Genomic DNA, 25,372 nt, shown 5'->3' with positions numbered 1-25,372 from the left:
CAGTTCCTCAGGTGGTGGTGGGTCCGCCCCGTCGCCGGGGCGCGGTCACTTCTTGCGGGCCAGGGCGACGGCGAGGATGATGATCACGCCGCGGACGACCTGCTGCTGGCTGGAGTCCAGACCGGCCAGGATGAGGCCGTTGTTGATCAGCCCGATGAGCAGGGCGCCCATGAGGGTGCCGACGACGGAGCCGGCGCCGCCGAAGAGGCTGGTGCCGCCGAGGATCACCGCGGCGATGGCGGACAGCTCGTCACCGGCGCCCCACTGGAACCGGCCGGACTCCAGGCGCCCGGCGTAGAGCATCCCGGCCACCGAGGCGACCAGGCCCGACAGGAGCATCACGGTGAAGGTGATGCGCCTGGTGTTCACGCCCGTGAACTGCGCGGCGGTCCGGTTGCCGCCGGTGGCCAGCACCTGGCGGCCGAACCGCGTCTTGGCCAGCACGACCGCCCCGACGACGACGAACACGAGGCTCCACAGCAGCAGCCCGGGGACGGGGCCGAAGTTCCCGCCGCCGAACAGCAGGTTGAAGGTGTCGTCGAGGATGGGCTGGGGCGCGGAGGCGGTGATCCACTGCGCCAGGCCGGCGGCCACCCCGAGCATGCCCAGGGTCACGAGGAACGAGGGGATGCCCAGCAGGCTGACCAGGGCACCGTTGAGGGAGCCGATGACGAGCCCCACCAGCAGGCCGGCGACGACACCGGCCACCAGGCCGTGGTGGGCGATGGCCATGGCGGCGCACACCGACGACAGGCCCGCCACCGACCCCACGCTGAGGTCGATCTGGGCGCAGGCGATGACGAAGGTCATGCCGACCGCGATGACGGTGATGGTGGCGGTCTGCCGGAAGATGTTCAGCAGGTTGGTCGGCGACAGGAAGCCGTCGTCGCGCAGGAGGACGGCGAAGAAGGCGAAGACGACCGCGAAGCCGATGTAGATGACGTAGCGGCGCCAGTCGAGTCGGCCGATCGCGGCGGCGGTCGACGAGGTGCTCTTGCTGACTGCGGCGGTGCTCATCGGGTCACTCCCTGGACGGCTAGTTCGAGGAACTCCTCGTCGGCGATCGCGTCGCGCGGGTGCTCGGCGACGACGGTCCCGTCGCGCACGATGAGGACCCGGTCGCTGACCGCCAGGAGTTCGGGGTACTCGGAGGAGATGACGATGACGCCCTTGCCGTCGGCGGCGAGGCCCCGGATCATCTCCACGATCTCGCTCTTGGTGCCGATGTCGACCCCGGCGGTGGGTTCGTCGAGGATGAGGACGTCGGGGTCGGTGCCCATCCACTTGGCGAGCACGACCTTCTGCTGGTTTCCGCCCGACAGCAGCCGGACGGGCCGGTTCGGGTGGGCGACCTTCACCGCGAACCGGCGGATGAGGTCTCCGGCCAGTTCGCGCCCGCGGCGGCCGTCGAGCAGCGGGCCGCGCCCGACCTCGCCGAGCAGGGGCAGCAGCAGGTTGTCCGCCACGGAGTGCTCCAGCACCAGACCCTGCTCGCGGCGGTCCTCGGGGATGAGCGCGAGACCGGCCTCGATCGCCTTGGCGGGTGAGGACAGGTCGACGGTCCGCCCCCGCACGCTGACGCTCCCGGAGGTCACCTTGTCGATGCCGAACAGGGCCCGGGCCAGTTCCGTGCGCCCGCTGCCCATCAGCCCGGCCAGGCCGATGACCTCCCCGGCGCGCAGGGTGAAGGAGACGTCGCGGACCTTCGGCGGGGCGTTGAGGGAACGGGCCTCCAGCAGCACCTCGCCGGGTCCGGCGCCTTCGCGCCGGCGGTAGGCCATCTCGTTCCCGAGCGTCCTGCCGACGATCCCCTCGACGATCTGCGCGGGGGTGATCCCGGTCAGCGGCCGGGTCAGCAACCGGTTCCCGTCGCGCAGCACGGTGATCCGGTCGGCGATGCGGTACACCTCCTCCATGCGGTGGGAGATGTAGACGATCGCGAGGCCGTGGGCCGTGAGGCGCCCGATCAGCTCGAACAGCGCCTCGCTCTCGTGCCGGGCGAGGCTTGCGGTCGGCTCGTCCATGACGAGGACCTTGGCGTCCCGGGCGAGGGCCTTGGCGATCTCGGTGAGCTGCCAGTAGGCGGTGCTGAGGTTCCCGACGACGGCGCGCGGGTCGACCTGCACGCCCATCTCCTCGAAGACCACGGACGCCTGACGGACCGCGGCGCGGTCGTCGACGAGGCGACCGCGACCGAGGGGTTCGGCGCCGAGGAAGATGTTCTGGGCCACGGTGAGGCTGGGCACCAGGCTGAACTCCTGGAAGACCATGCCGATCCCGGCGGCCCGGGCGTCCTGGATCGAGCGGATCTCCACGGGGCGCCCGTCGATCTCGATGGTCCCCGCGTCCCGGGTGTACACGCCCTGGAGGATCTTCATGAGGGTCGACTTGCCGGCGCCGTTGCCCCCGGCGAGGGCGTGCACCTCCCCGCGCGCGACCTCGAAGTCGACGCCGCGCAGCACGGCGACACCGTCGAAGCTCTTCTCGATGCCGCTCATCCGGATGGCCGGCGCGTCGAGGGTGCCGGCCGCCCCGGAGGAGTTCTCCGGACCGGTCGCGCGCATCAGTCCTCCACCGAGTCCTGCAGTTCCCGGGGGGCGTCCTGGTGGTAGACCTTCTTCCAGGCGTCCAGGACGTTCTCGTGCGTGACGGGCAGGCCGCTGAGGGCGACGTACGGCGGGGCCTGCTGGCCGACGAACGACCCCGCCGCCAGGTTCGCCTCGGTGACGGCCTGGTCGAAGGGGACCTGCGCGCCGAGGCCGACGACGAGGTCGTCCTCGGCCAGGGCGATCGCGACGTTGGTGCCCAGGTCCTGGGTGGCGATCTTGAGGTCGCTGCGGCCGGAGGCGCGCGCGGCGGCCAGGACGCCCTCGGCCGGGACGTCCCAGACGGCCCAGATCCCGGCCAGGTCGGGGTGCTTGGCCAGCATGGCGTTGGCCGCGCCCTGGGCGTCGCCGGCGAAGTCGGGACCGGCGATGCCCTGGTCCTCCACGACCTCCATGTCGGGGTAGTCCTGGGCCAGGGTGTCGGTGAAACCCTTGTAGCGCTGCTGCGTGGCGAAGAAGTCGGCCTCGTGGTGGATGATGCCGATCTTCCCCTTGCCGCCCGTGGCCTTGGCCAGCAGGTGCGCGGAGATGACGCCGTTGCCGAGGTTGTCCGCGGAGACGACCGAGACGTAGTCCTCCCCGGCGGTCAGGCCCTGCGGCGCGTTGTCCATGAACACGAGCTTCACGCCGGCCCGGGCGGCCTTCTCGTACTGCGCGGCCGTCGCCACCGGGTCGGTGGGGATCGAGACGATGATGTCGGGGTCCTTCGTCAGGACCGTCTCCAGGTCGGAGACCTGCTTGTCCGGTTTGAAGTTCGCGTCGGTGACGGCCACGACCTCGACGCCCAGCTCGGCGAAGCGCTGGCGCAGGCCGGCGATCTGCGCGTTGGCCCAGTCGTTGCCGCCGTAGTGCATGACGATGGCGGCCTTCAGGTGCAGGTCCCTGACCTGCTGGACCTGGGCGTCGGTGAGGTCGGCGGCCGAGGCCGGCGCGGCGTCCTCGCCGTGCGGCCCCTTGGAAAGCACCGTCCCGGCCACCGCCGCCAGCGCCTCGTCGGCCTTGGCCGCGACGGCGGGGTCGGCCTGGCTGGTGGTGCCGCCGGCGGAGGTGCACCCGGTCAGCACCAGGGCTGCGGCGGTGAGCAGTCCGGCGACGGACGTCGTCGTCCTGGGCATGGGCTCGTCTCCTCGTGTCGTGCCGGGTGCTCGGGCGGTGGTGCGAGCGCGGGTACCCGGTGGTTCGTGGGGGTGGTCGTGCCCGTCGACGGGTCGGGCGGCTGGCGGTCGCCCGGAGGGTGCCGGGGGCTCGTCGTAGCGCCCCCGGGACCGGTCGTCGGTCGGTGTGACGCCTACCGTGACCGGTAACAGTGGCAGTGTCAAGCAGGGTGACGCACGTCACATCGAGAGGTTGGGGGTGCCGTCACGCCCCGCCGGGCGGGAGCGGGCGCACGCCGGTGGACCGGGTCGAGCGGGGGAGGAGGGTCAGGCGCGCGGAGGCGCGGTGCTGCTGCGGACCACGAGGCTGGGAGCCTTCGGGGGCTCCTCGCGCAGCTCGGCGCTCGCGGGGTCCTCCAGCAGGCTGAGGGCGTCGCGCGCCAGTTCCGCGAAGTCCTGGCGCACGGTGGTCAGCGGCGGGAAGAAGAAGTCCGAGCCCTCGACGTCGTCGTACCCGATGACGCTCACGTCCTCGGGGACCCGCACGCCGTTCTCGGCGAACACCCGCAGCAGTCCCAGCGCCATGTGGTCGCTGGCGGCGAAGACGGCGGTGGGCAGCCCCTCCTCGAGCAGGGTGCGCCCCAGGTCGTAGGCGTAGGCGGGGCTCCAGTCGCTCTCGAACCAGCGGTGGCCGGCCAGCCCGGCCTCGGCCATCTCCGCCGCCCAGCCGCGGTGGCGGACGCGCCCGTCCAGCCAGTCCAGCGACCCCGCGATGTGCACGACGTCCTTGTGCCCCAATCGGATCAGGTGCTGCGTCGCCATCCGGGCGCCCAGTTCCTGGTTCTCGCCCAGAGCCGGCGCGCCGGGCGTGGAGGCCTCCCCGGCGGCGATCAGGACCAGCGGCACCCGGGCGCGGTAGGCGCGCACCGTCGCCGCCGCGGCGGCCAGCGGGGCGATGGCGACGATGCCGTGCACCCCCATCTCCTCCAGGCCGCGCAGAGCGGCGGGGACGGACGTGGCGTAGGGCTCACCGATCGTCACCACGGCGCAGGTGAGCCCCCGGGTCCGCGCCGCCGTCTCCAGCGCCATCAGCGTGTTGACCGGACCGAGGCGCGGGGAGGCGTCGGTGACGATGCCCAGGGTCCCGGACCGGTTCGTCGCCAGGTTCCGTGCCGTCAGGTTGCGCCGGTACCCCAGCTCCTCGACGGCGGCCAGCACCTTCGACCGCGTGGCGGGAGCGACGTCGGGCAGGTCGTTCAGCACCCGCGAGACCGTCTGGTGGGAAACGCCGGCGACTCGTGCGACGTCCCGCAGGCCCGGGTAGCGGCCTGAGCCGGCGGTCGTCCCGCGTCCCGGCACCTCAGCCTCCGCCGTCCGATCCTCCTGCCCCGACGTCGGCGATCCTAGAGGGCGGGTCGCCCGGTCCCGCCGCCGAGGCCGGGCGGGGACGCCCGGATCCCCAGCACCCCGGTGCGGTGGGCGTGGGACCTGTCCCTGTCAGGGTCTGGCTGCCAGCCCGGTCCTGCCTAGGCTCGACCGGGTGGACCGGGGAGGGCTCGACGGGGGGCGGGGTGAGGGACGGGGCGGCCCGGCCGACGGGCCGTTGCACCGGTTGGTGGACTGCCTCCACGAGGTGCCGGCCGTGCTGCGCAGCCGTCACCTCGACGTCCTGGCCTCCAACCAGCTGGCCCGTCGTCTCACCGCGGCGTTCGAACCGGGCGTCAACGTCGCGCGCTTCGCCTTCCTCAACCCCATCGTCCCCGACCTCACACCCGACTGGGTGACGTTCACGCGCCTCGTCGCGGAGACGCTGCGCGCGTCCCTCGAGAGGCACCGGGAGGACGCGAGGTTCCGCGCCCTGGTGGGTGAGCTCGCCGCCCGCAGCGACGACTTCAACCGGGCCTGGGCCGGGCCCCGGCCCGAACCGCCGGGGACCGGGCAGTTCGGCTGGGAGCACCCCGTGGTGGGCCGCCTGGCGCTGGCCTACCAGGAACTGCGGGCCCGCGGCGGGGAGGACGGGGAGGTGCTGGTCCTGTGGCGGCCCGTCGACGGCGTCTCCGCCGAACGCCTGGAACGGTTGCGCACCGGCGGCGACCCGGTTCCCGGCTGATCACCCCACCGGAACCCAGCACGAGAAGAACTCACCACGAGGAGAAACCGTCACCGGCAGGAACCCACTGCGAGAGGACCAGTCACCGGCAGAAACCCGCCTGCGGGTGTTCCGCGGTGCGCCGCACCGCCCGCCGGTCCTGACCCTGCGAGGACCTGGCTGCCCCGGCGGGCCCGCTCGTACGGTCCCGCAGTACCCGGTACCCGCAGCCGGACCCGCAGCCGGACCCGAGGTCGGGACTGCGCGCCGACGCGGGTGAGCCGCTCCGAGGGGGCGGCGCTCCGCGACCCCACCCCCGAAGGGGAAACGCATGTCGTCCTCGTCCCCGACCGTCGTGCTGGTCCACGGAGCGTTCGCCGACGCCTCCAGCTACGCACCCGTCGTCCGCGAACTCCTCGTCGCGGGGGTGGCCGTCCAGGCGCCCGCGGTGCCCAACCGCAGCCTCATCGGTGACGCCCGTTACGTGGCGTCGGTGGTCCGCCAGATCGAGGGCCCCGTGCTGCTGGTGGGGCACTCCTACGGCGGGGCGGTCGTCACCGTCGCCGGGGTCGAGGAGAACGTCGCCGGCGTGGTGTACCTGTCGGGGTACGCCCTGGAGGAGGGCGAGAGCCTGGGGGAGCTCCAGGGCGGTTTCCCGGACTCGCAGCTGCCGGCGGCGCTGGTGTACCGCGACTACCCCGCCGACGACGGGTCGACGGGTACCGACGTCTACGCCGACCCTGCCCGGTTCGGGACGGTCATCGCCCACGACGTCGACCCCGACCTGGTCGCGGTCCTGGCCGTCTCCCAGCGCCCCCTGGCCGCCGCCGCGTTCAGCGAGAAGGCCCCGGCCGCGGCGTGGAGGACCAGACCGGCGTGGGCCCTGGTCTCGAGCGCGGACCGCACCATCAACCCCGAGGTGCAGCGGTTCGGGTACTCCCGGGCGGGGATCGAGGCCATCGAGGTCGACTCCTCGCACATGGTCATCCTGTCCCACCCCCGGGAGGTCGCCGACCTCGTCGTGCGCGCGTTGCGCGAACTCGCCGGCTGACCCGGCTCCACCGGCGGGAGGGTGGGCCGCCGGCGGGGGAACTCCTTCCCGGCGGCTCGCCCGTGTGCTTGACTACCGGGCTATGGCGACGGTTTCCCCCGGCTTCGGCGGTCGACGGCGCACCCCGCGTGCGGACCTGCCGCCCGGGCAGTACGAGGAGCAGGGTTTCCCCGTCCTGTCCTACGGACCCACCCCGCGCGTCCCCCTGGACGAGTGGCGGTTCACCATCACCAGCGAGTCGGGGACGCAGCAGCGCTGGACCTGGCGGGAACTCATGGCCCTGCCCCACGAGGACATCACCGTCGACATCCACTGCGTCACGAAGTGGTCGAAGTTCGGGACCGACTGGCGGGGCGTCTCGCTCGACGTCCTGCTCGCCGACACCGAGACCACCGCCGACTACGCGGTGGCGCACAGCTACGGCGGGTACACCACGAACCTCCCGCTGGAGGACCTCACGGACGGCAAGGCGTGGATCGCCTTCTCCTACGGGGGTGAGGACCTCGAACCCGCGCACGGGGGCCCGGCGCGGCTCCTCGTGCCGCACCTGTACTTCTGGAAGTCGGCCAAGTGGGTCAACGGCCTGCAGCTCACCGAGACCGACGAACCGGGTTTCTGGGAATCGGTCGGATACCACAACTACGGAGACCCGTGGCGCGAGCAGCGGTACCAGGGCGACTGACCTGGCAGGTCGCCACCCTGTCGGCGGCCAGGTGGGAGAACCCCTCGGCGCGGACCCTCGTCCTGGACGTCCCCGGGTGGCCCGGTCACCTGCCCGGGCAGCACGTCGACGTCCGCCTCACGGCACCGGACGGGTACCAGGCCCAGCGCAGCTACTCGATCGCCTCCTCCTGGCCGACGCCGGACGGGGACCGCCTCGAGCTGACCGTCCAGCGCCTCAGCGACGGCGAGGTCTCGCCCTACCTCACCGACGACCTGCCGCTCGGGGGGCAGATCGAACTGCGGGGACCGGTGGGGGGACGTTTCGTCTGGCGCCCGCAGGGCACCGCCCCGGTGCTGCTGGTGGCCGGCGGGTCCGGTGTCGTGCCGCTGATGTCGATGATCCGCACGCGCGCCGTGCTGGGCGACCGCCACCCGTTCCGCCTCGTCTACTCCCTGCGCAGCCCCGCCGAGCTGTACTACGGCGAGGAGTTGCGGCGGTTGGCGTCCGGCGACGCGGACCTCGACGTGCACTACGCCTACACCCGGGCCGCGCCGCCGGGGTGGCCCGGGCGGCCGGCGCGGCTGGACGCGGCGGCCCTCGCCGAGCACGGCTGGCCGCCGGAGTCCGGCGCCGACTGCTTCGTGTGCGGTCCCGCGGCGTTCGTCGAAGTGGTGGCCGACCTGCTCGTGGACGCGGGGCACGACCCCGGGCGCATCCGCACCGAACGCTTCGGCGGGACCACCTGACGCGGGCAGCCGGCCGGACCGCGCGCCGGCGACCCGGTGCTCACAGCAGTTGCGGACTGCGCTCGACGCGCGCGGTGAGGGCTTCCAGGGCCCGCTCGGCCACCGTGCCGGCGCGGGCCCGCAGGATGGTCACCACGTACCCCGGGTGCTCGGGGACGGCGAGGTTGTCGTAGTCCAGGTCGACCTGCCCGAACCCGTCGACCGTGGCGGAGAAACGCCCCAGCAGGGGGGTCGTGGCGACCTCGTGGCCGGCCCACCACCGGCGGAAGTCCTCGTCGCGCACCGACAGGGTGCCCACCACCTCCTGCAGCCGGGAACTGCCGTGGTCGGCGAACAGGCGCAGGGTCGCCACCGCGCGGCGGGCGGTCTCGTCCCACCCCGGCGTCGTCCGCTTCACCTCGGGGTCGAACAGCTCCAGCAGGAGGTTCCGCCCCGGCTGCAGGGCCTCACCCAGCGCCCTCGCCAGCGGGTTGCTGATCACGACGTCCTGGACCGCGTTCGAGACGAACGTCGGGGTGTGGCTGAACCTGTCCACCAGGGACGTGAGGCGCTCACCCACGACGACCGACGCCTCCCGGGGCGCGGGGACGGCCAGGAACCCGGTCACCAGGCGGGACAGGTACTCCCGCTCGGCCGCGTCCAGCCGCAGGGCCCGCGCCAGCGCCGCCAGCACCTGGGTGGAGGGCTGGTGGTCCCGGCCCTGCTCCAGGCGCAGGTAGTACTCCAGGCTCACCCCGGCCAGGGCCGCGACCTCCTCGCGGCGCAGCCCCGGCACGCGGCGCCCCGCGTCGCGCCGCAGGCCGACGTCCTCCGGTTGCAGCGCGTCCCGGCGAGCGCGCAGGAACCGGCCCACGCTGCGCGCCTCGCCGCTCACCGCGCCGCTCCCGCGGCGGGTGCGTCGTCCCACCTCACGACGACCACCTCCCGTCTCGTGGACCCTCGTCGGGTGCCCGGTCGCGCTAGCACACGAGCACTCAACCCGCTCGTCGACGCGGGCGCATCGCACGTTCGTGCGAGGTCCTGACCACCGGCCCGCACGGCTGCGCTGGCAGACTGCCCGCACACGGCGGTGAGGACCGCGGACGGGGCGACGACGGGGGTTGCGAGGGTGGGCGGGCTGCACGGGCGGCAGCGGGAACTGCGGGAGGCCGCGGCGCTGCTGGACCGCACGCGCCGCTCCGGCCGCACGAGCCTGCTCACCGTCGAGGGCGTGCCCGGCATCGGCAAGAGCGCCCTGCTGCACGCCGTGACCGGCCTGGCGTGCGAACGGGGCTTCACCGTCGGCGCCGGGGGCGGTGAGGAGTCCTCCCGGATGCTGCCCCTGGCCGCGCTGCTGTCGGTCCTGCGCGCCGGTCCCGAGCCGCTGCTGTCGGAGGCGGCCTTCGCCGAGCTGGGGGAGCTGTACGACCGCCAGCCCTGGCTCGTCGAGCGCCTGGCCGACGCCCTCGCCGTGCCGGCCGCCCGCGGGCCGCTGCTCGTGGCGGTCGACGACGCCCAGTGGATGGACCAGCTGAGCGTCTTCGCCGTGCGCGTCCTGCTCAAACGGCTCGCCCACCAACCGGTCTGCTGGGTGCTGGCCGCTCGCCCGGACGTCGACGGCCCCCTGGACCGGCTGGCGGCCGCCGCCCCGCACCCGGACGCCGTCCACCGCCTCGTGCTGCGGCCCCTGGACGACGAGGCCGTCAGGACCCTGGTGCGCGACGAGCTCGGCGCCGACCCCGACCCCGCGCTGCGGGACCTGCTGGACCGCGCCGCCGGGCACCCCCTGCTGGTCAGCTCGCTGCTGGGCGGGTGGCGCCCCGCACCCGACGGGACCGACGCAGCCGAGGGGACCGAGGGGCCCGACGAGCCGGGCGGCGCCGTGGCGAGGCTGCCCCGGCAGCTGGTCCTGGCGGTGCGGCGCCAGCTGGAGAGCCTGCCGCCGGCCTCCGTGGACCTGCTGCGCACCGGCGCCGTCCTGGGCAACCGCTTCGACCTGGCCGACGTCGCCGCCCTGCGCCGCGAACCCGCCACGCACCTGCTCACCCCCCTGGAGGACGCCGAACGCGCCGGGCTGCTGCGCCAGCACGGTGCCCGGGTCGCCTTCCGGCACGACCTCGTGCGCGAGGCCGTCTACCAGGGGCTGCCGCCGGCGGCGCGCGCCGCGCTGCACCGCGACGCGGTCGGCACGATGCTGCGCCGGGGACGCCCCGCCGCGCACGTGGTGCCCCACGTGCTGGGCGGGCTCACGGACACCGCCCCCGAGGACCTCGGGCCCACCGAGCGGCGCCGGGCCGCGGGGTTGCTGCGCACCGCGGCCGCCGAGCTCACCCGGGCCACCCCGGTCGCCGCCTCCGAGCTGCTGACCCACGCGCTGCGCCTGCTGCCGGCCGACAGCCCCGACCGGCTGGACACCGGGCTGGAGGCGCTGGAGGCGGCCACCGCCGGGCTGCAGGTCGAGGCCGCGGCCGAGCTCGGCCTGGCGCTGCTCGCCGAGGCGACCACACCGCTCGGCGCGGGACGCGTCTGGCTGCGGCTGGCCGGGCCGCTGCGCGCCCTGCACCGCGACGGGGAACTGCGCGAGGGGGTGGTGCGGACCCTGGCGGACCTGACCGACGACGACCCGGTCAGCGCCCCCGTGCACCTGCGCCTGCGCGCGGTGCACGCGCTCGCCGCCAGCCGCGGTCCCGGCTCCGCCGCCGCCACCGCCGCCGCGCGGTCGGTGCTCGCCGACGCCGAGCGGCTCGGGGACCAGGACGCCGCCGAGACGGCCCTCCTGGCCCTCGCCGAGTCCGCCGCCCGGCAGGGCCGGCACCGCGACGCCCTGGAAGCGGCCCGCCGCGCCCGGCTGCGCCACGGCGGACCGGCCCGCTCCGCGGAGGTCGCGGCGCTGACGGGGCTGGAGCGGTACGACGAGGCGCGCGCCCTGCTGGCCGAGGCCTCCGAGGTCCACCGCTCCGACGCCTGGCGGACCCTGCCCGAGCACGTCTGGCGGCGCTCGCTGCTGGAGCTGTTCGCCGGCCGCACCGACCTGGCCCGGGCCGAGGCCGAGTACCTGCTGCAGCTGGGGGAGGACTACGAGGAGTTCGCCCTCTACCGGGCCGAGGCGCACTGCGTGCTGGCCCGCGTCGTCGGCACGCGGGGGGACACCGCGGCCGGTCGCCGGCACGTCGAGGCCGCCCGCTGCGGGCTGGCCCCCGGCGACGTGCAGCAGCACCTGACCCTGCACGTGGTCGACGGGCGCCTGGCCGAGGGGGCCGGTCACGACGACGCCGCCGTCGTGGCCTTCACCCGGGCCCTGCGGCTGCGCCGCGAGCACGGCCTGCTCGGCGCCGGGCCCGACTACGACTCCGCGCCGCAGATCGTGCGCGTCGCCCTGCGCGCCGGCGCGCGCGAGCTGGCCGAGGAGGCCGCGGCCGGGGCGGCCGGCTACGCCGAGCGCAACCCCGGCGTGCCCGGCATCCAGGGCATCGCCCTGCACGCCCGTGCCCTGCTCACCGCGGACGTCGAGGGCCTGACCGAGGCGGTGCGCGTCCTGGCGACCGGACCGAGGGTCCCGGTGCACTCGGTGGCGGCCGGTGACCTGGCCGCCCTGCTGGCCGCGGCGCACCGGCGCCCCGAGGCCCTGGAGGCGTGGCGCCGGGCGAGCGAGGCGCTGGAGTCGTGGGGGGCCAGCACCGTCATCGTCGACCCGCGGGCGGTGGCCCTGCGCGACGAGCCCCAGCCGGCCCGGCGGGAGGCGCCGCGCCCGCCCGACGGCTGGGACGCGCTGACGGCGGCCGAGCGGCGCGTCGCCGAGCGCGTCGGGCGCGGGGGCACCAACCGCTCCGTCGCGGCGCAGCTGGGCGTCTCCCCGCACACCGTCAGCACCCACCTGCGGTCGGTCTTCGCCAAGCTGGGCATCAACTCCCGCGTCCAGCTCGCCCACGTCGTCGCCGCGCGGTCCGCGGGGTAGCCGTCGCCCGCCGGTGGGTCACCCGGTGCCGTGGTGCACCACCAGCGCGAGCCCGCCCAGGCCCAGCAGGCCGGTCACCAGCGCCGTCCCGGCCAGCAGGTGCGCCCCGCCGTGCCGGTGGTCGAGGTCGCCGGCGCGCAGCAGGCGGGCGGTGGTCCGCCGGGCCCGGCGCCCGGCCAGGTGGTGCAGCGCCACCGCCCACACGGCCCCGGCCAGCCCCAGCGCGACCGCGCCCGCACCGAGCTGGGCGGGCAGCAGCCGCGCGGCGCCCAGGGAGGCGACCAGCAGCGACAGGGCCGTGCGGCGCCAGGCCAGGGCGGTGCGCTCGGGTTGCAGGCCCGGGTCGTAGAGCGCGCGCCGGGTCACCGCAGCAGGAGCCCGAGCAGCACGAGCACCCCGGCCACGACGGTCCCGGCGCTCAGCGGCGCCGCCAGCGCCGGGGAGGGCAGCGGCTCGCCGCGGCGCAGGGCGCGCTCGTCGCGGGCCCAGCCGCGCCAGGCCTGCACGGGGGCCAGCAGGCCCAACACGACGAGGACGACGGAGGCGGCCAGCCGCAGCTGCGGCTGCAGCGGCAGGTCCAGCCCCTCCAGGGCGACCCCGGCGGCCAGCAGCGCCAGGGAGGTGCGGATCCAGGCCAGGAAGGTGCGCTCGTTGGCCAGCGAGAACCGCGGGTCCGGTTCGGTGCCGTGGCGGTAGACCGACGCCGGGAAGCGTCCGCGCCCGGACGGTGCGCGGCGGCCGGGCTCCACGCCGGGCACCGTACTGCACCGCCGGACCGCACCGCCGGACCGCACCGCCGCGCGTGTGGGCGGCGGTTCCGGGGTAGGTCCCCGGCATGACCAACCCCCGCCGCAACGGCCTGACGTCGGTCGCCGACCAGAGCGAGGACGAGCTCGGGGGTGCGGGCAGCGTCCTGTGGCGCCAGCGCGCCGACCACGCCGACCTCGACGCCCTCATGCACGCCTACGACGCCGAACCGGACGCCGACGCCCGCGGGCGCATCGTGGCCGAGTTCGGCGAACGCGCGCTGCGGCACGCCTTCGCCGAGGAGACGGTCCTGTTCCCCGCCTACCGGCGGCACCTGCCCGGCGACGACGACGAGCTGACCGCCCACATCGAGGGCGACCACCAGCAGGTCAACGAGCTGCTGCAGGACCTGCAGCGCGCCGACCCCGCCTCGCCCGGCTACGACGCGCGGGTCCGGCGCGCGTTCGAGGTCGTCCGGCACGACGCGCACGACGAGGAGGACGACCTGCTGCCCCGGCTGCAGCAGGTCGCCGACGTGGGGGAGCTGCGGGCCATCGGCGCGGCGTGGGAGGCGGCCCGGCGCGCCTCGCCCACCCGCCCGCACCCGAAGGTGCCCCGGCGTCCCCCGGGCAACGTCGTCGCCGGTGCGGGGCTCGCGGTCTCGGACCGGGTGAAGGACGCCGTCGACGCGGCGCTGCCGGTGGGCAGCGCCCGCCGCGCCGTGGGCCGGGGGGCGCTCGCCGTCACCGCCGCGGCGGTGGTCGTGGCGGCCGTCCGGCGGTCGCTGCGGGGCGGTCGCGCGGGCCGCCGGCGCTGAGCCCGGCCGGGGAGCCGCCCCGCCCCGGCCGCACCTCCACCCACCCACCCGTGATCAAGCACTCTCCTGCTTGATCACGGAAGTGCTTGATCACGGGAGTGCTCGATCACTGAGGGGTGGGGGATCCGTCGCGGGTGGGGCGGAGGGGTGGTGCGGCCCGGCTAACCTGGCGGGACCAGACCGCCGGCGGGGGAGAACAGCTGCAGTGGACGAGCACGGACCCGCCCTCCCGCTGGAGGTCACCGGCGTCGTCGAGCGCGGCGACGAGCGTGGCCGCACGCTGGGTTTCCCCACCGCGAACCTGTCGCTGCCGGCGGACGTGGACCCCGCGCGGGACCCCTCCGACGGGGTGTGGGCCGGGGTCGTGCAGGTGCACGGCGACGAGGACGTGTTCGTGGCGGCGGTCTCGATCGGCACCCGCCCGACGTTCTACCGCCGCGACGGCGTCCGCCTCCTCGAGGCGCACCTGCTGGACTTCTCCGGCGACCTGTACGGCCGCCGGGTGAGCGTGCACCTCTTCCGCCGGCTGCGTTCCCAGCGCCGGTTCGACGGGCCCGTCGAGCTCGTCACCCAGCTGGAGGTGGACGTGCGCGCGGTCCGGGCCTGGGCCCGCGAGCAGCAGCTGCGCGGCAAGCGGAAGGTGGCGCCCGGGGCCCGGACCGTGCGCCGGCAGGGGCTCGCGCAGCGGCTCGTCGACCGCGCCGAGCGGCGCAGCGCCGCGGTCGCCGCGGAGGTGGCGGCCGTGCTGGCCGCGGGCGGGACCCCCGAGCACGAGCACGTCGCCCGGGCCACGGGGATCCCCGTGGAGTACCTGCGCTGGCGCTACCCGGACCTGACCGTCCTGCACGGCGACGCCACGGCCGAACGCGCCGGCTGACCGTCCCGCGTCCGGGCGCGGTGGCGGGATCCCCCCCCGTCCGCGCACCGGCCCGGCGAGGGGACGGGGAACGTGTCCGACCTCGACCAGCAGGTCGTCGAGGAGTTCCGCGGCAACGGCGGGACGGTGACGACCCACGGCTTCGGCCGCAACCCGGTCCTGCTGCGCCGCACCGGTGCCCGCAGCGGCGCCGAGCGCGACGAGGTGCGGGAGGCGTTCGAGGCGGCCAGCCCGGGTTCCGCCGCCCACGAGGCGAGGACGTCCCGGGTCGTCCCCGTCGTGGAACTGCGGCCGCGGGACCGAGCGCCGCGGGACGCGGGCCGGGACGCTCGTGACCGGGGGCACCGCGCGCCCCGATCGGGTGCTCCGCCACCGCGCGCGGCCCCCCGGTGAGGACACCTGCCCGTAACATCCCTCGTCCACACTCTGCTCACCGTCGAGATTCGGAGTACAAGTGATCCACGAGCACCCCGGTGCCCCCGAGCCGGCCGCCGCGACCCACGGCGTCCAGCGGAGCCGCCTGGTCAAGACGCTGCGCCGCGGCGACATCGTCCTGTTCATCGTCGCCGCCGTCATCAGCGCCGACAGCATCGCCGTCCTGGCCTCCGGTGGCCCCGAGGGGCTGGTCTGGTCGGCGTTCATCGGTGTCGCCTTCCTCATCCCCTCGGCGTTCGTCTTCGCCGAGACCTCCTCGACGTACCCGGAGGAGGGGGGCCCGTACCAGTGGGTCCGCCGCGCGTTCGGCAAGACGTGGGCGTCCGTCGCGGTGATGCTGTACTGGATCACGAACCCGATCTGGCTGGGCGGGTCGCTGGCCTTCATCGCCGGTGCGGTGTGGTCGGAGTACGTGTTCCCGACGTCCGGCGTCGGCGACTTCGTCGTCAAGCTCGTCTTCGTGTGGGTCGCGATCCTGCTGGCGATCGTGAGCCTGAAGCGCGGCAAGGTGCTCATCAACGTCGGGGCCTACGCGAAGCTGTTCGTGCTGCTGAGCCTCACGGTGACGGCGCTGGTGCACGTCGCCCAGCACGGGGCGGCCGGGGTGGACTGGTCGGCCGCGAAACCCACCGCGGCCGGGTTCCTGGCCATCGTCCCGGTGGCGCTGTTCGCCTTCGTCGGCTTCGAGGCGCCGAGCGCGGCGTCGGAGGAGATGCACGACCCGCAGAGGGACACCCCGGTGGCCATCGCGCGCGGGGCCGGCATCACCCTGCTGGCCTACCTGGCGCCGGTCCTGGCCATCATCCTCGTCACCCCCGCCGACCGCAGCGCCGACGCGGGGGTCATGCAGGCGATCGGCCAGAGCTACACCGTGTTCGGGCCGGCCGCGGGGCCGCTGCTGACGATCACGGGCCTGGCGTTCGTGTACGCCCTCATGACCCAGGGCAGCGCCTGGATGATCGCGACCGACCGCATGCAGGCCGTCGCGGCCGGCGACGGCGCGTTCTTCACGGCCAAGCTCGGGGAGTTCTCCCGCCGGCTCGGCACGCCCGTCCGGATGAACGTGCTGTCGGGTCTGGTCGGCACGGTGTTCCTCGTCGCGGCGACGCTGCTGGTGCACGGCACGGCGGCGGCGGTGTTCGGCGTGGTGCTGACGCAGGCGGTGTCGACGCTGCTCATCAGCTACGTCGTGATCGTCCCGGCGATGATCCGGCTGCGGCGCGTCGACGACGTGCCCCGGCCCTACCAGGTCCCCGGCGGGCGCAACGGGTACACCGCCATGGCCGTCGTCGTCTACGCGTTCATCCTGCTGGGGTCGATCGCCGCGGTCGTCCCGGGCGTCCTGGAGGCGGTCCTGGGCATCGACTACGACTTCCTCGACGAGTGGGGCGTCAGCCGCGGCAGCTTCGAGGTGTTCACCGTCGGCACGCTCGTCGTGGTCGTCGTCGCGGCCCTCGCCGGCCGGGTGGTCGGCGGCGCGGCCGCACCGGCCGGGGAGCCGCCCGTGGTGGCCCGGGAGACCACCCGCAGCTGAGGGTCCTCCGTGACCGGGCACGCTCATGCCCGGTCACGGGGCGGGGTCAGCCGATCCCGACGTACTTGGTCTCCAGGTACTCCTCGATCCCCTCGAACCCGCCCTCGCGGCCGTAGCCGCTGGCCTTGACCCCGCCGAAGGGCGCCGCGGCGTTGGAGACGACACCGGCGTTGAGGCCGACCATGCCGGTCTCCAGGGCCTCCGCGACCCGCAGGCCGCGGTCGAGGTCGCGCGTGAACGCGTAGGCGATCAGCCCGAACTCGGTGGCGTTGGCCAGGGTCAGCGCCTCGTCCTCGGTGTCGAAGACGACGACGGGGGCGACCGGCCCGAACGTCTCCTCGGTGAGCAGCCGGGCCCCGGCGGGCACGTCGGTCACCAGGGTGGGGGCGTAGAAGTACCCGCGGTCCCCGACCGGGGCGCCGCCGGTGAGGACCTTGCCGCCGGCCAGGACGGCCTCGTCGACGCGGGCGGCGACGTCGGCGCGGGCCCCGGCGTCGATGAGCGGGCCGACCTGCGTGCCGGGTTCGACGCCGTCGCCGACGACGAGGTTCCCGAGGCGGTCGGCGAAGCGCTCGGTGAACTCGGCGGCCACGCCGCGCTGGACGTAGAAGCGGTTCGCGGCCGTGCAGGCCTCACCGGTGTTGCGCATCTTCGCGGCGAGCGCCCCCTCGACGGCCCTGTCCAGGTCGGCGTCGTCGAAGACGAGGAACGGGGCGTTGCCGCCCAGCTCCATCGACACGCGCAGGACCTGGTCGGCGGAGGCGGCGATGAGCTTGCGGCCGACCTCGGTGGAACCGGTGAAGGTGAGCTTGCGCAGCCGCGGGTCGGCCAGCAGGGGGGCGGTGACCCGGCCCGTGGTGGACGTGGTGACGACGTTCAGGACGCCGTCGGGCAGCCCGGCCTCGGACATCAGCTCGGCGAACTTCAGCATCGTCAGCGGGGTGGCGGTGGCGGGTTTGACGACCATGGTGCAGCCGGCGGCGACGGCGGGGGCCACCTTGCGGGTCGCCATGGCCAGCGGGAAGTTCCACGGGGTGATCATCAGCGTGGGGCCGACGGGGGCCTTGGTCGTCAGCAACCGGCTGCCGCCGACGGGGTTGGGCGCGTAGCGGCCGGAGATCCGGGGGGCCTCCTCGGAGAACCAGCGCAGGAACTCCGCGCCGTAGGTCACCTCGCCGCGGGCCTCGGCCAGCGGTTTGCCCATCTCCAGCGTCATGAGCAGCGCGAACTCGTCGGCGCGGGCCGTGAGCAGGTCGAAGGCGCGGCGCAGGACCTCGGCGCGCTCGCGGCTGGGGGTGCGGGCCCAGGACGCCTGGGCGGCGACGGCGGCGTCCAGGGCCTCGCGGCCGTCGGTCTCGTCGGCGTCGGCGACGGTGGTGAGGACCTCGCCGGTGGCGGGGTTCTCCACGTCGATGCGGTGCTCGCGGCGGCCCTCGCGCCAGTGGCCGCCGATGAACAGGCCGCTGGGCACGGTCTGGACCACTTGCTGCGCGGGAGTGGTGCTCACGTCCGGGTCCTCCTCGGGTTCGGGGTGCGGGGTCAGTACGCGCGGGTGCGCTGCTCGACGACGAGGTGGACGAGGGCGAACACGTGCTCCTCGTCGATGGCCCGCAGGGCGGCGGCCAGGGCGCCGGGGACGTCGGCGTCGCGTTCGGCGCGGACGCCGAACCCGCCGAAGGCCTGCGCCACGAGCGCGAAGTCGGGGTTCTTCAGCTGGGTCCCGCTGATCCGGCCCGGGTAGTGCCGTTCCTGGTGGGTGCGGATCGTGCCGTACTCGGCGTTGTCCACCACCACGACCAGCGGTGTCGCCCCGTACTGCGCGGCGGTGGCCAGTTCCTGGCCGTTCATGAGGAACTCGCCGTCCCCGGCGACGGTCACGACCCGCCGGCCCGGGTACGACAGGGACGCCGCGACGGCGGAGGGGACGGAGTACCCCATGGACCCGTTGCGGGCGCTGAGCATCGTGGCGAACCCGTGGGTGGGGAAGTACCGGTGGGCCCAGTTGGTGTGCTCACCGGCCCCGAACGTCACGATCGCGTCGCGGGGCAGGCCGGGCACGAGGTTCGCCATGAAGGTGTCCACGCGCGCCGGGCCGGGGGAGGGGGTGGCCGGCGGCAGGGCGGCGAACCGCTCCTGCTCGGCGCGCATCCGCCGCGTCCAGGCCACCCACTCCGGCCGGACGTCGAGGTCGATGCCGGCCAGGTCGCGCACGAACACGTCGGGTTTGGCGACGACCTGGTACGACACCGCGCCGCTGCGCCCGCGCAGCGAGGGGTCCATCGTCACCAGGAAGTTCTTGCGGGACCAGTCCTGGCGCACCACGAAACCGTCGGTGATGGTGTCGCCGGGGACCGTGCCGACGAAGACGAGCAGGTCGGTCTCCTCCAGCAGGTCGTAGGTCGGTTTCGGCCGCCCGTAGCCGATGGGGCCGACGTAGCTGGGGGAGTCGAAGGGGACGGTGCCCTCGGTGCGCCACTCGGCGGCCGCGGGGATGCGGTGCCTCTCCAGCCAGGCCGTGAGCTGCTGCGCGGCGGCGGGGGTCCAGTCGTTGCCGCCGGTGACGAACAGCGGTTTGGCCGCGCCCGCGAGCGCCCGGGTGAGGGCGTCGACGTCCCGGGCGGTCATGCCGCCGGTGGCGACGGGGATGGGCGGGTGGGCCGGGGTGTGCACCTCGTGGCGCAGGACGTCCTCGGGCAGCCCGACGACGACCGGGCCGGGCCGGCCGCTGCTGGCGGCGAACATCGCCTCGGCGACGATCTCGGAGGCGCGCTCGGCGTTGTCCAGGACCATGACGCGCTTGGCACCGGTGTCGAACCACGCCTTGACGTCGAACTCCTGGAACGCCTCCCGGTCGCGGTGGTCGAAGGGGATGAGCCCGACGAACAGCACCATGGGCGTGGCGTCCTGCCAGGCGGTGTGCAGGCCGACGTGGGCGTTGGCCGCGCCCGGGCCGCGGGTCACCATGGCGATGCCGGGGCGCCGGTGCATCTTGCCGTCGGCCTCGGCCATGTAGGCCGCGCCGCCCTCGTGGCGGGTCACGACCGTCTGGATGCCGGAGTCGTGCAGGCCGTCGAGCACGTCGAGGTAGCTCTCGCCCGGCACGACGTAGACGCGTTCGACGCCGTGCGCGGCGAGCGCCTCCACGACGACGTGGCCCGCGCTGCGGGGGGCGCGGGGACCGGGTGGGTTCGGGGAGGGGGACGGTGCCGCCAGGAGTTCGGTCACGTCCGGGACGCTAGTGAGGCCCGGCGCGGTGGGCAGGCCTCCGCCGGCGGAATCTTCCCCGCTCCTTCCACCCCTGTGAAGACAGGGCGTTGTTCACCGCGCACGGCGGTGAACCGCCCCCGTCCGCTCACCCCCCGCTCACCCCGCGCGGCGGTCGGGTCAGCCGGCCGGGGCGCTCCACGCCGCCAGGAACCGCGCGACCGGCGGGTGGTCGCGGTCGACGCGCCACGTCGCGACCAGTTCGAGGTCCGTGCGCGTCCCGGCGAACGGGCGGTACTGCACCGCCCCGGGCCGGGAACCGGCCGTGGACGCCGGGACGACGGCGCAGCCCAGCCCCGCGGCCACGAGCGCCACCACCGTCTGCACCATCCACAGGTCGTCCTGCACGACGCGCACGTGCACCCCGGACAGCAGGGCCGTGGTGCGCTCGCGCAGCCCGTCGTCGCCGTGGCGGGCCGGCAGCAGGACCGGTTCGCGCTCCAGCTCGGCGACGGGGACGGCGGGCAGGGCCGCGAGGCGGTGACCGGCCGGCACCGCCAGCACGAGCGGTTCGGCCGACAGGACCCGGGAGGCCAGCTGCGGGCCGTCGGGCACGGCGTAGAGCAGGACGACGTCGAGGTCGTCCAGGTCCAGGCGGCGCAGCAGCTCCGGCGGCCGGCCCTCGACGAGGGAGACCTCCAGCCCGGGCAGCTCCTCGCGCACGCGCCGCAGCACCTCCGGCAGCGCCCCGGCGGTGGCCGAGGGCACCAGCCCCACCCGCAGCCGCCCCACGCCGCCCTCGCGCGCGTGCCGCGCGGTCGTGGCCAGGCGGTCGTAGGCGGCCAGGATCCGGCGGGCCTCGGGCAGCAGGGCCCGGCCGGCGGCCGTGAGCCCCGGGGTGCGGCCCGAGCGGTCGAACAGGTCCGCGCCCAGCTCCCGCTCCAGCGCCCGCACCTGCGTCGACAGCGGCGGCTGGGCCACGTGCAGCGAGCGGGCGGCCGCGCTGAACGAGCCCTGCTCGGCGACGGCGACGAAGTACTCCAGGCGGCGCAGGGTCACCCGTCGATACTCGCGAAGTACCGATCCGCTCCACAACCGATATTGGACGTATGGGCGCGGACAGGGTGAAAGTGGACCCGTGCCCTCGCCCGCCTCCCCAGCCTTCGTCTACGACGCCGTGCGGACACCCTTCGGGAAGTTCGGCGGCGCCCTCGCCGAGACCCGCCCCGACGACCTCGCCGCCACCGTCGTGCGCGCCGTCGTCGACCGCTCACCCGGCCTGGACCCCGCCGCCGTCGACGAGGTCGTCCTCGGCCTGGCCAACGGCGCGGGGGAGGACAACCGCAACGTGGCGCGCATGGCCGTCCTGCTCGCCGGGCTGCCCACCTCCGTCCCCGGCAGCACCGTCAACCGGCTCTGCGGCTCCGGCCTCGACGCCCTGTTCGCCGCCTCGCGGGCCGTGGAGACCGGCGACGCCGACGTCGTCGTCGCCGGGGGCGTGGAGTCCATGACCCGCGCCCCCTGGGTGCTGCCCAAACCCTCCCGCGCCTTCCCCGCCGGCGACGTCACCGCCCCCTCCACCACCCTGGGGTGGCGGCTGGTCAACCCGCGCATGCCGAAGGAGTGGACCGTCAGCCTCGGCGGCGCCAACGAGCTCCTGCAGCAGCGGTTCGGCATCTCCCGCGACCGCCAGGACGAGTTCGCCGTCCGCTCCCACCGCCTCGCCGCCGCCGCCTGGGACGAGGGTTTCTACGACGAGCTCGTCGTCGCCGTCGACGGGCTCGCCCGCGACGAGGGCATCCGCGCCGACTCCACCGTCGAACGCCTCGCGGGCCTGAAACCCGCCTTCGGCGGCACCATCACCGCGGGCAACGCCTCCCCGCTGAGCGACGGCGCGTCCGCCGTCCTCGTGGGCTCGGCCTCCGCCGCGCTCGGCCGCGAACCCCTCGCCCGCGTCGCCGGCCGGGGCGCGTTCGCGCTCGACCCGCAGGACTTCGGGTTCGCCCCCGTCGAGGCGGCGAACCGGGCGCTGGCCCGGGCCGGGATCGGCTGGGACCAGGTCGGTGCCGTGGAGCTCAACGAGGCCTTCGCCGTGCAGTCCCTGGCCTGCCTGGACGCCTGGAAGGTCGACCCGGACATCGTCAACACCCGCGGCGGGGCCATCGCCCTCGGGCACCCCCTGGGAGCCTCCGGCGGCCGCGTCGTGGGGACCCTCACCGAGCGGATGCGGCGCGAGCGGGTCCGCTGGGGCGTCGCCGCGATCTGCATCGGCGTCGGGCAGGCGCTCGCCGTCGTCCTGGAGAACGCCGGGGAGACCCGTTGAGCCGCACCGTCTTCCCCGAGGACGTCGACGCCGCCGTCGCGGACGTCGCCGACGGCTCGACGGTCCTCATCGGAGGTTTCGGCCCCGCCGGGCAGCCCGTCGAGCTCATCGACGCCCTGCTGCGGCAGGGGGCCACCGACCTGACCGTGGTGAACAACAACGCCGGCAACGGCGACGTCGGGCTGGCCGCGCTGCTGAAGGCCGGCCGCGTCCGCCGGATCGTCTGCTCGTTCCCGCGCCAGAGCGACTCGTGGGTGTTCGACGAGCTGTACCGGTCCGGGCGCATCGAGCTCGAACTCGTCCCGCAGGGCAACCTCGCCGAGCGGCTGCGCGCGGCCGGGGCGGGCATCGGGGCGTTCTACTGCCCGACGGGGGTGGGGACACCGCTGGCGGAGGGGAAGGAGACCCGGGTGATCGACGGCCGCGAGCACCTGCTGGAGTTCCCGATCCACGGGGACGTCGCGCTCGTCAAGGCGCACGTCGCGGACCGGGCGGGGAACCTCGTGTACCGCAAGACGGCCCGCAACTTCGGCCCGCTCATGGCGGCCGCGGCCCGCACCAGCGTCGTGCAGGTCGCCGAGGTCGTGCCGACCGGCGGGCTGGACCCCGAGAACGTCGTGACACCGGCGATCTACGTCGACCGCGTCGTGCGCGTCCCGCAGGGGGTGGCGGCGTGACCGTCGAGCACCTGGACCGCGGGCCGCTGTCGAAGGACGAGCTGGCCGCGCGCGTCGCCCGCGACATCCCCGAGGGGGCGTACGTGAACCTCGGCATCGGGCGCCCCACCCTGGTGGCCGACCACCTGTCCCCAGAATCGGGCGTCGTGCTGCACACCGAGAACGGGATGCTCGGGATGGGCCGGGCCGCCGTCGGCGACGAGGTCGACCCCGACCTCGTGAACGCGGGGAAGGTCCCCGTCGTCGAGACCCCCGGCGCCTCCTACTTCCACCACGCCGACAGCTTCGCCATGATGCGCGGCGGCCACCTCGACGTCTGCGTGCTGGGCGCCTACCAGGTCGCGGTGAACGGGGACCTGGCGAACTGGCACACCGGGGCGCCCGACGCCATCCCCGCCGTCGGGGGCGCCATGGACCTGGCCACAGGGGCGCGGGCCGTGTACGTCGTCATGCCGTTGCGCGGGCGCGACGGGACCCCCAAGCTCGTCCCGCGCTGCACCTACCCGCTGACGGGTGTGGGGTGCGTCTCGCGCGTCTACAGCGAGGAGGCCGTGCTCTCGTTGCGCGGCGGCGAGGTGGTCGTGGAGGAGACCTGGGGGACGAGCGTCGCCGAACTGCGTGATCTGCTGGTGGGTCTGACGATCGCGTGACGGGCGGACGAGGCGGCGATGACGTCCTCCGAGCCGGGACACCCCCGCGGGATCACGCCAGCCAGCGTCGCCAACCCGTCGGGTCGGGTGCGGGCAGTGGCAGGGGTTCTTCGCCCAGCGCGCGGGCGGCGTCGGCGATGTCGTCGGAGGTCAGCGTCACGACGTCCGCGCGGTCGAGGTCGTCGGCGCTGCGGGCCCCGTCGCGGGTCAGCCTCAGCGCTTGGCGGTTGAGGGCCTGCTCGAACAACGTGCGGGCGAAACGGGCGTTGCCGGACTCCTCGCCGGGGTGCAGACCGGCGAGGATGCGGCGCAGCGTCTCCTCGGCGCCGGGCGCCAACTCGTACTCGTGCTGAGCGGCGATGATCGCGAAGATCTCCTGGAGCTCGTCGGTGGAGTAGTCGGGGAAGTCGACCTCACGCGCGAAGCGCGATCGCAGACCCGGGTTGGACAGCAGGAAGGACTCCATCAGCCGGGGGTAGCCGGCCACGATGACCACCAGGCGGTGGCGGTGGTCCTCCATGCGCTTGAGCAGGACCTCGACGGCTTCCGTCCCGAAGTCGAGGCGGCCCTCACCCTCGGGGGCCAAGGAGTAGGCCTCGTCGATGAACAGGACGCCGTCGAGGGCCCGGCGGATCACCCGGTCGGTCTTGACGGCCGTCTCCCCGACGTACTGCCCGACGAGGCCGGCGCGGTCGACCTCGACCAGGTGACCCTTCTGCAGCAGGCCGACCGCCCGGTACATCTCGGCGAGCAGTCGCGCCACCGTGGTCTTGCCGGTGCCGGGGTTGCCCAGGAAGACCAGGTGCTGCGACGTGGCCGCTTCGGGCAGGCCGTGGGTCTTGCGACGCGCCTGCACCTGCAGGAAGGCGACGAGCGCCCGCACCTGTTCCTTCACCGTGTCCAGGCCGACGAGGCCGTCGAGTTCGGCCTGCAGCACCGAGAGGGGTCGAGCCGGCCCGGGACGAACCCCGCTGCGGTTCCCGAGGCGTTCACCCAGTTCGTCCGCGCCGCGCAGACCGGAGCGTCCGAGCTGGTCGCTGAGGCGCTCGCCGAGTTGCCCGACCGTGTCGCGCAGGTCGTCGAGCGCCTTGCGGTTGAGGGCCATGCCGCGAGCCTAGAGCCCACCGCGTCGGACCACCTGCGAAGGGACGGGCTGTGGGCTGCTGCGCAGTTCCCGGCCCCGGTCGGGCCCGTCCGAACGGGTTCCCGTCGGGTCGGCGGGCGGGGCCGGGCCGTCCGCTACCCCTCCTGAGGACCCTGCTGCGCCAGGACGGCCCGCAACCCCGTCAGCAGCGCCTCGAGCCCGAGGTCGAACGCCGCCCGCGCCGTGTCCCCTCCCGGCCGGGCGGCGTTCGCCGTCCGGACCGTCGGGGCGTCCAGTTCCCCCGGGTCGAAGATGTCCTCGGGGGACTGGGTGTCCAGCGCCGAGCCGAGCACGAACGACTCGACCGCCACGACGACGTTCGTGACGAGGTGCGCGGGCCACCCCCCGGCGAGCAGGCCGGCGCTGACCCGTTCGTACATCGCGACCGTGTGCGGGGCGCTGCTCACGGGCGTGACGGCGATGATCGGGACGAGCGCGGGGTGGCGGGCGTAGGCGTCGCGGTAGGACCACGCCCAGCGGGCCAGGGCCTCGTCCCAGGGCGGGCCGTCGAACCCGGAGCAGTCGATGCGGCGGTTGACGTCGTCCTGCACGGCGCGCAGGACGTCCTGCTTGGTCGCCACGTGGTTGTAGAGCGCGCTGGGGGAGACCCCCAGCCGGCGCGCGAGCGCCGCCATCGTCAGGCCGTCGCGGCCGCGCTCCTCCAGCAGGCGCACGGCCTCGGCGGTGATCCCGTCGCCGGTGAGGACGGGGCTGGTGGGGCGACCGCGCCCGCGCCGGGCCGGCGGCCGGGGGGGTGGGGGTGGCGCGGACACGGGTGCA

24 protein-coding genes are annotated in these 25,372 nt (G+C 74.9%); 12 read left to right on the top strand and 12 right to left on the bottom strand.

The features are described 5' to 3' along the window. Nucleotides 1-45: 45 nt before the first annotated feature. The 4 genes from BJ968_RS06545 to BJ968_RS06530 all read right to left on the bottom strand — a co-directional run bounded on the left by BJ968_RS06545 (nt 46) and on the right by BJ968_RS06530 (nt 5,059). A complete protein-coding gene (locus tag BJ968_RS06545) occupies nt 46-1,017 on the bottom strand; it encodes an ABC transporter permease (protein ID WP_179750272.1) in 972 nt (323 codons plus the stop codon). Beyond that, complete coding sequence (locus tag BJ968_RS06540; RefSeq protein ID WP_179756307.1) at nt 1,014-2,498, bottom strand: ATP-binding cassette domain-containing protein; 1,485 nt, start codon at nt 2,496-2,498, stop codon at nt 1,014-1,016. The genes BJ968_RS06545 and BJ968_RS06540 overlap by 4 nt, the downstream gene beginning before the upstream one ends. A gap of 65 nt (nt 2,499-2,563) precedes the next feature. Beyond that, the gene (locus BJ968_RS06535) at nt 2,564-3,721 is read right to left on the bottom strand and encodes a substrate-binding domain-containing protein (protein ID WP_179750270.1); all 1,158 of its coding nucleotides are present in this window, start codon (nt 3,719-3,721) and stop codon (nt 2,564-2,566) included. 306 nt (nt 3,722-4,027) lie between these two features. Next, nucleotides 4,028-5,059, bottom strand: a complete 1,032-nt coding sequence (locus BJ968_RS06530) for a LacI family DNA-binding transcriptional regulator (protein WP_218884872.1) — start codon at nt 5,057-5,059, stop codon at nt 4,028-4,030. A 283-nt stretch (nt 5,060-5,342) separates the two neighbouring features. On the opposite strand from BJ968_RS06530, the gene BJ968_RS06525 reads away from it, so the two are divergent. The 4 genes from BJ968_RS06525 (at nt 5,343) to BJ968_RS06510 (ending at nt 8,250) form a co-directional block, all read left to right on the top strand. Then, a complete protein-coding gene (locus tag BJ968_RS06525) occupies nt 5,343-5,810 on the top strand; it encodes an MmyB family transcriptional regulator (protein WP_425491479.1) in 468 nt (155 codons plus the stop codon). Between the two features lie 310 nt (nt 5,811-6,120). Beyond that, nucleotides 6,121-6,840: an alpha/beta hydrolase gene (locus BJ968_RS06520; RefSeq protein WP_179750267.1), complete on the top strand. Its 720-nt coding sequence runs from the start codon at nt 6,121-6,123 to the stop codon at nt 6,838-6,840. 82 nt (nt 6,841-6,922) lie between these two features. Next, the gene (locus BJ968_RS06515) at nt 6,923-7,522 is read left to right on the top strand and encodes a sulfite oxidase-like oxidoreductase (protein WP_179750265.1); all 600 of its coding nucleotides are present in this window, start codon (nt 6,923-6,925) and stop codon (nt 7,520-7,522) included. Next, nucleotides 7,492-8,250 (top strand): FAD-binding oxidoreductase, encoded by a 759-nt coding sequence (locus tag BJ968_RS06510; protein ID WP_179750263.1) that lies wholly within the window; start codon nt 7,492-7,494, stop codon nt 8,248-8,250. Before BJ968_RS06515 ends, BJ968_RS06510 begins: the two co-directional genes overlap by 31 nt. Before the next feature lie 40 nt (nt 8,251-8,290). On the opposite strand, the gene BJ968_RS06505 is transcribed toward BJ968_RS06510, so the two are convergent. Next, nucleotides 8,291-9,157 carry an MmyB family transcriptional regulator gene (locus tag BJ968_RS06505; protein WP_218884870.1) on the bottom strand — a complete coding sequence of 289 codons (867 nt, stop codon included), beginning with the start codon at nt 9,155-9,157 and terminating at the stop codon, nt 8,291-8,293. A 201-nt stretch (nt 9,158-9,358) separates the two neighbouring features. Here BJ968_RS06505 and BJ968_RS06500 point away from each other — a divergent pair, with 201 nt between their 5' ends. Continuing rightward, complete coding sequence (locus BJ968_RS06500; protein ID WP_179750260.1) at nt 9,359-12,184, top strand: AAA family ATPase; 2,826 nt, start codon at nt 9,359-9,361, stop codon at nt 12,182-12,184. 18 nt (nt 12,185-12,202) lie between these two features. Here the strand turns inward: BJ968_RS06500 and BJ968_RS06495 are convergent, their stop codons facing one another. Further along, complete coding sequence (locus BJ968_RS06495; RefSeq protein ID WP_179750258.1) at nt 12,203-12,550, bottom strand: DUF202 domain-containing protein; 348 nt, start codon at nt 12,548-12,550, stop codon at nt 12,203-12,205. Then, nucleotides 12,547-12,933 (bottom strand): DUF202 domain-containing protein, encoded by a 387-nt coding sequence (locus tag BJ968_RS06490; protein WP_179750256.1) that lies wholly within the window; start codon nt 12,931-12,933, stop codon nt 12,547-12,549. The genes BJ968_RS06495 and BJ968_RS06490 overlap by 4 nt, the downstream gene beginning before the upstream one ends. Nucleotides 12,934-13,019: 86 nt before the next feature. Here BJ968_RS06490 and BJ968_RS06485 point away from each other — a divergent pair, with 86 nt between their 5' ends. From BJ968_RS06485 to BJ968_RS06470, 4 genes are all read left to right on the top strand, one after another. Continuing rightward, a complete protein-coding gene (locus BJ968_RS06485) occupies nt 13,020-13,748 on the top strand; it encodes a hemerythrin domain-containing protein (RefSeq protein ID WP_218884868.1) in 729 nt (242 codons plus the stop codon). 205 nt (nt 13,749-13,953) lie between these two features. Further along, entirely contained in the window at nt 13,954-14,625 is a 672-nt protein-coding gene (locus BJ968_RS06480) for a riboflavin kinase (protein WP_218884866.1), read from the top strand. Between the two features lie 72 nt (nt 14,626-14,697). Next, nucleotides 14,698-15,018, top strand: a complete 321-nt coding sequence (locus BJ968_RS06475; RefSeq protein ID WP_179750252.1) for a hypothetical protein — start codon at nt 14,698-14,700, stop codon at nt 15,016-15,018. 61 nt (nt 15,019-15,079) lie between these two features. Beyond that, the gene (locus BJ968_RS06470) at nt 15,080-16,594 is read left to right on the top strand and encodes an amino acid permease (RefSeq protein WP_218884864.1); all 1,515 of its coding nucleotides are present in this window, start codon (nt 15,080-15,082) and stop codon (nt 16,592-16,594) included. Between the two features lie 46 nt (nt 16,595-16,640). On the opposite strand, the gene BJ968_RS06465 is transcribed toward BJ968_RS06470, so the two are convergent. From BJ968_RS06465 to BJ968_RS06455, 3 genes are all read right to left on the bottom strand, one after another. After that, nucleotides 16,641-18,101 (bottom strand): aldehyde dehydrogenase family protein, encoded by a 1,461-nt coding sequence (locus tag BJ968_RS06465; RefSeq protein ID WP_179750250.1) that lies wholly within the window; start codon nt 18,099-18,101, stop codon nt 16,641-16,643. A gap of 32 nt (nt 18,102-18,133) precedes the next feature. Next, complete coding sequence (locus tag BJ968_RS06460) at nt 18,134-19,819, bottom strand: thiamine pyrophosphate-dependent enzyme (RefSeq protein ID WP_218884862.1); 1,686 nt, start codon at nt 19,817-19,819, stop codon at nt 18,134-18,136. Between the two features lie 159 nt (nt 19,820-19,978). Beyond that, nucleotides 19,979-20,857: a LysR substrate-binding domain-containing protein gene (locus tag BJ968_RS06455; RefSeq protein ID WP_179750248.1), complete on the bottom strand. Its 879-nt coding sequence runs from the start codon at nt 20,855-20,857 to the stop codon at nt 19,979-19,981. A 79-nt stretch (nt 20,858-20,936) separates the two neighbouring features. Between BJ968_RS06455 and BJ968_RS06450 the strand changes: the two genes are divergently transcribed. From BJ968_RS06450 to BJ968_RS06440, 3 genes are read left to right on the top strand one after another with little or no spacing between them, the layout of a single operon-like run. Then, complete coding sequence (locus tag BJ968_RS06450; protein ID WP_179750246.1) at nt 20,937-22,121, top strand: acetyl-CoA C-acyltransferase; 1,185 nt, start codon at nt 20,937-20,939, stop codon at nt 22,119-22,121. Then, nucleotides 22,118-22,798: a 3-oxoacid CoA-transferase subunit A gene (locus tag BJ968_RS06445; RefSeq protein WP_179750244.1), complete on the top strand. Its 681-nt coding sequence runs from the start codon at nt 22,118-22,120 to the stop codon at nt 22,796-22,798. Before BJ968_RS06450 ends, BJ968_RS06445 begins: the two co-directional genes overlap by 4 nt. Continuing rightward, nucleotides 22,795-23,448: a 3-oxoacid CoA-transferase subunit B gene (locus tag BJ968_RS06440; RefSeq protein WP_179750242.1), complete on the top strand. Its 654-nt coding sequence runs from the start codon at nt 22,795-22,797 to the stop codon at nt 23,446-23,448. The genes BJ968_RS06445 and BJ968_RS06440 overlap by 4 nt, the downstream gene beginning before the upstream one ends. Before the next feature lie 52 nt (nt 23,449-23,500). On the opposite strand, the gene BJ968_RS06435 is transcribed toward BJ968_RS06440, so the two are convergent. Together BJ968_RS06435 and BJ968_RS06430 are read right to left on the bottom strand one after the other, a co-directional pair. After that, a complete protein-coding gene (locus tag BJ968_RS06435) occupies nt 23,501-24,553 on the bottom strand; it encodes an AAA family ATPase (protein ID WP_179750240.1) in 1,053 nt (350 codons plus the stop codon). Between the two features lie 134 nt (nt 24,554-24,687). Continuing rightward, nucleotides 24,688-25,365 (bottom strand): TetR/AcrR family transcriptional regulator, encoded by a 678-nt coding sequence (locus tag BJ968_RS06430; RefSeq protein WP_343077867.1) that lies wholly within the window; start codon nt 25,363-25,365, stop codon nt 24,688-24,690. Nucleotides 25,366-25,372 lie beyond the last annotated feature (7 nt).

Source organism: Kineococcus aurantiacus (assembly GCF_013409345.1).
Taxonomy (GTDB): Bacteria; Actinomycetota; Actinomycetes; order Actinomycetales; family Kineococcaceae; genus Kineococcus; species Kineococcus aurantiacus.
The sequence above is the reverse complement of the archived record's forward strand: the minus strand, read 5'-3'. Positions and strand labels throughout refer to the sequence as shown.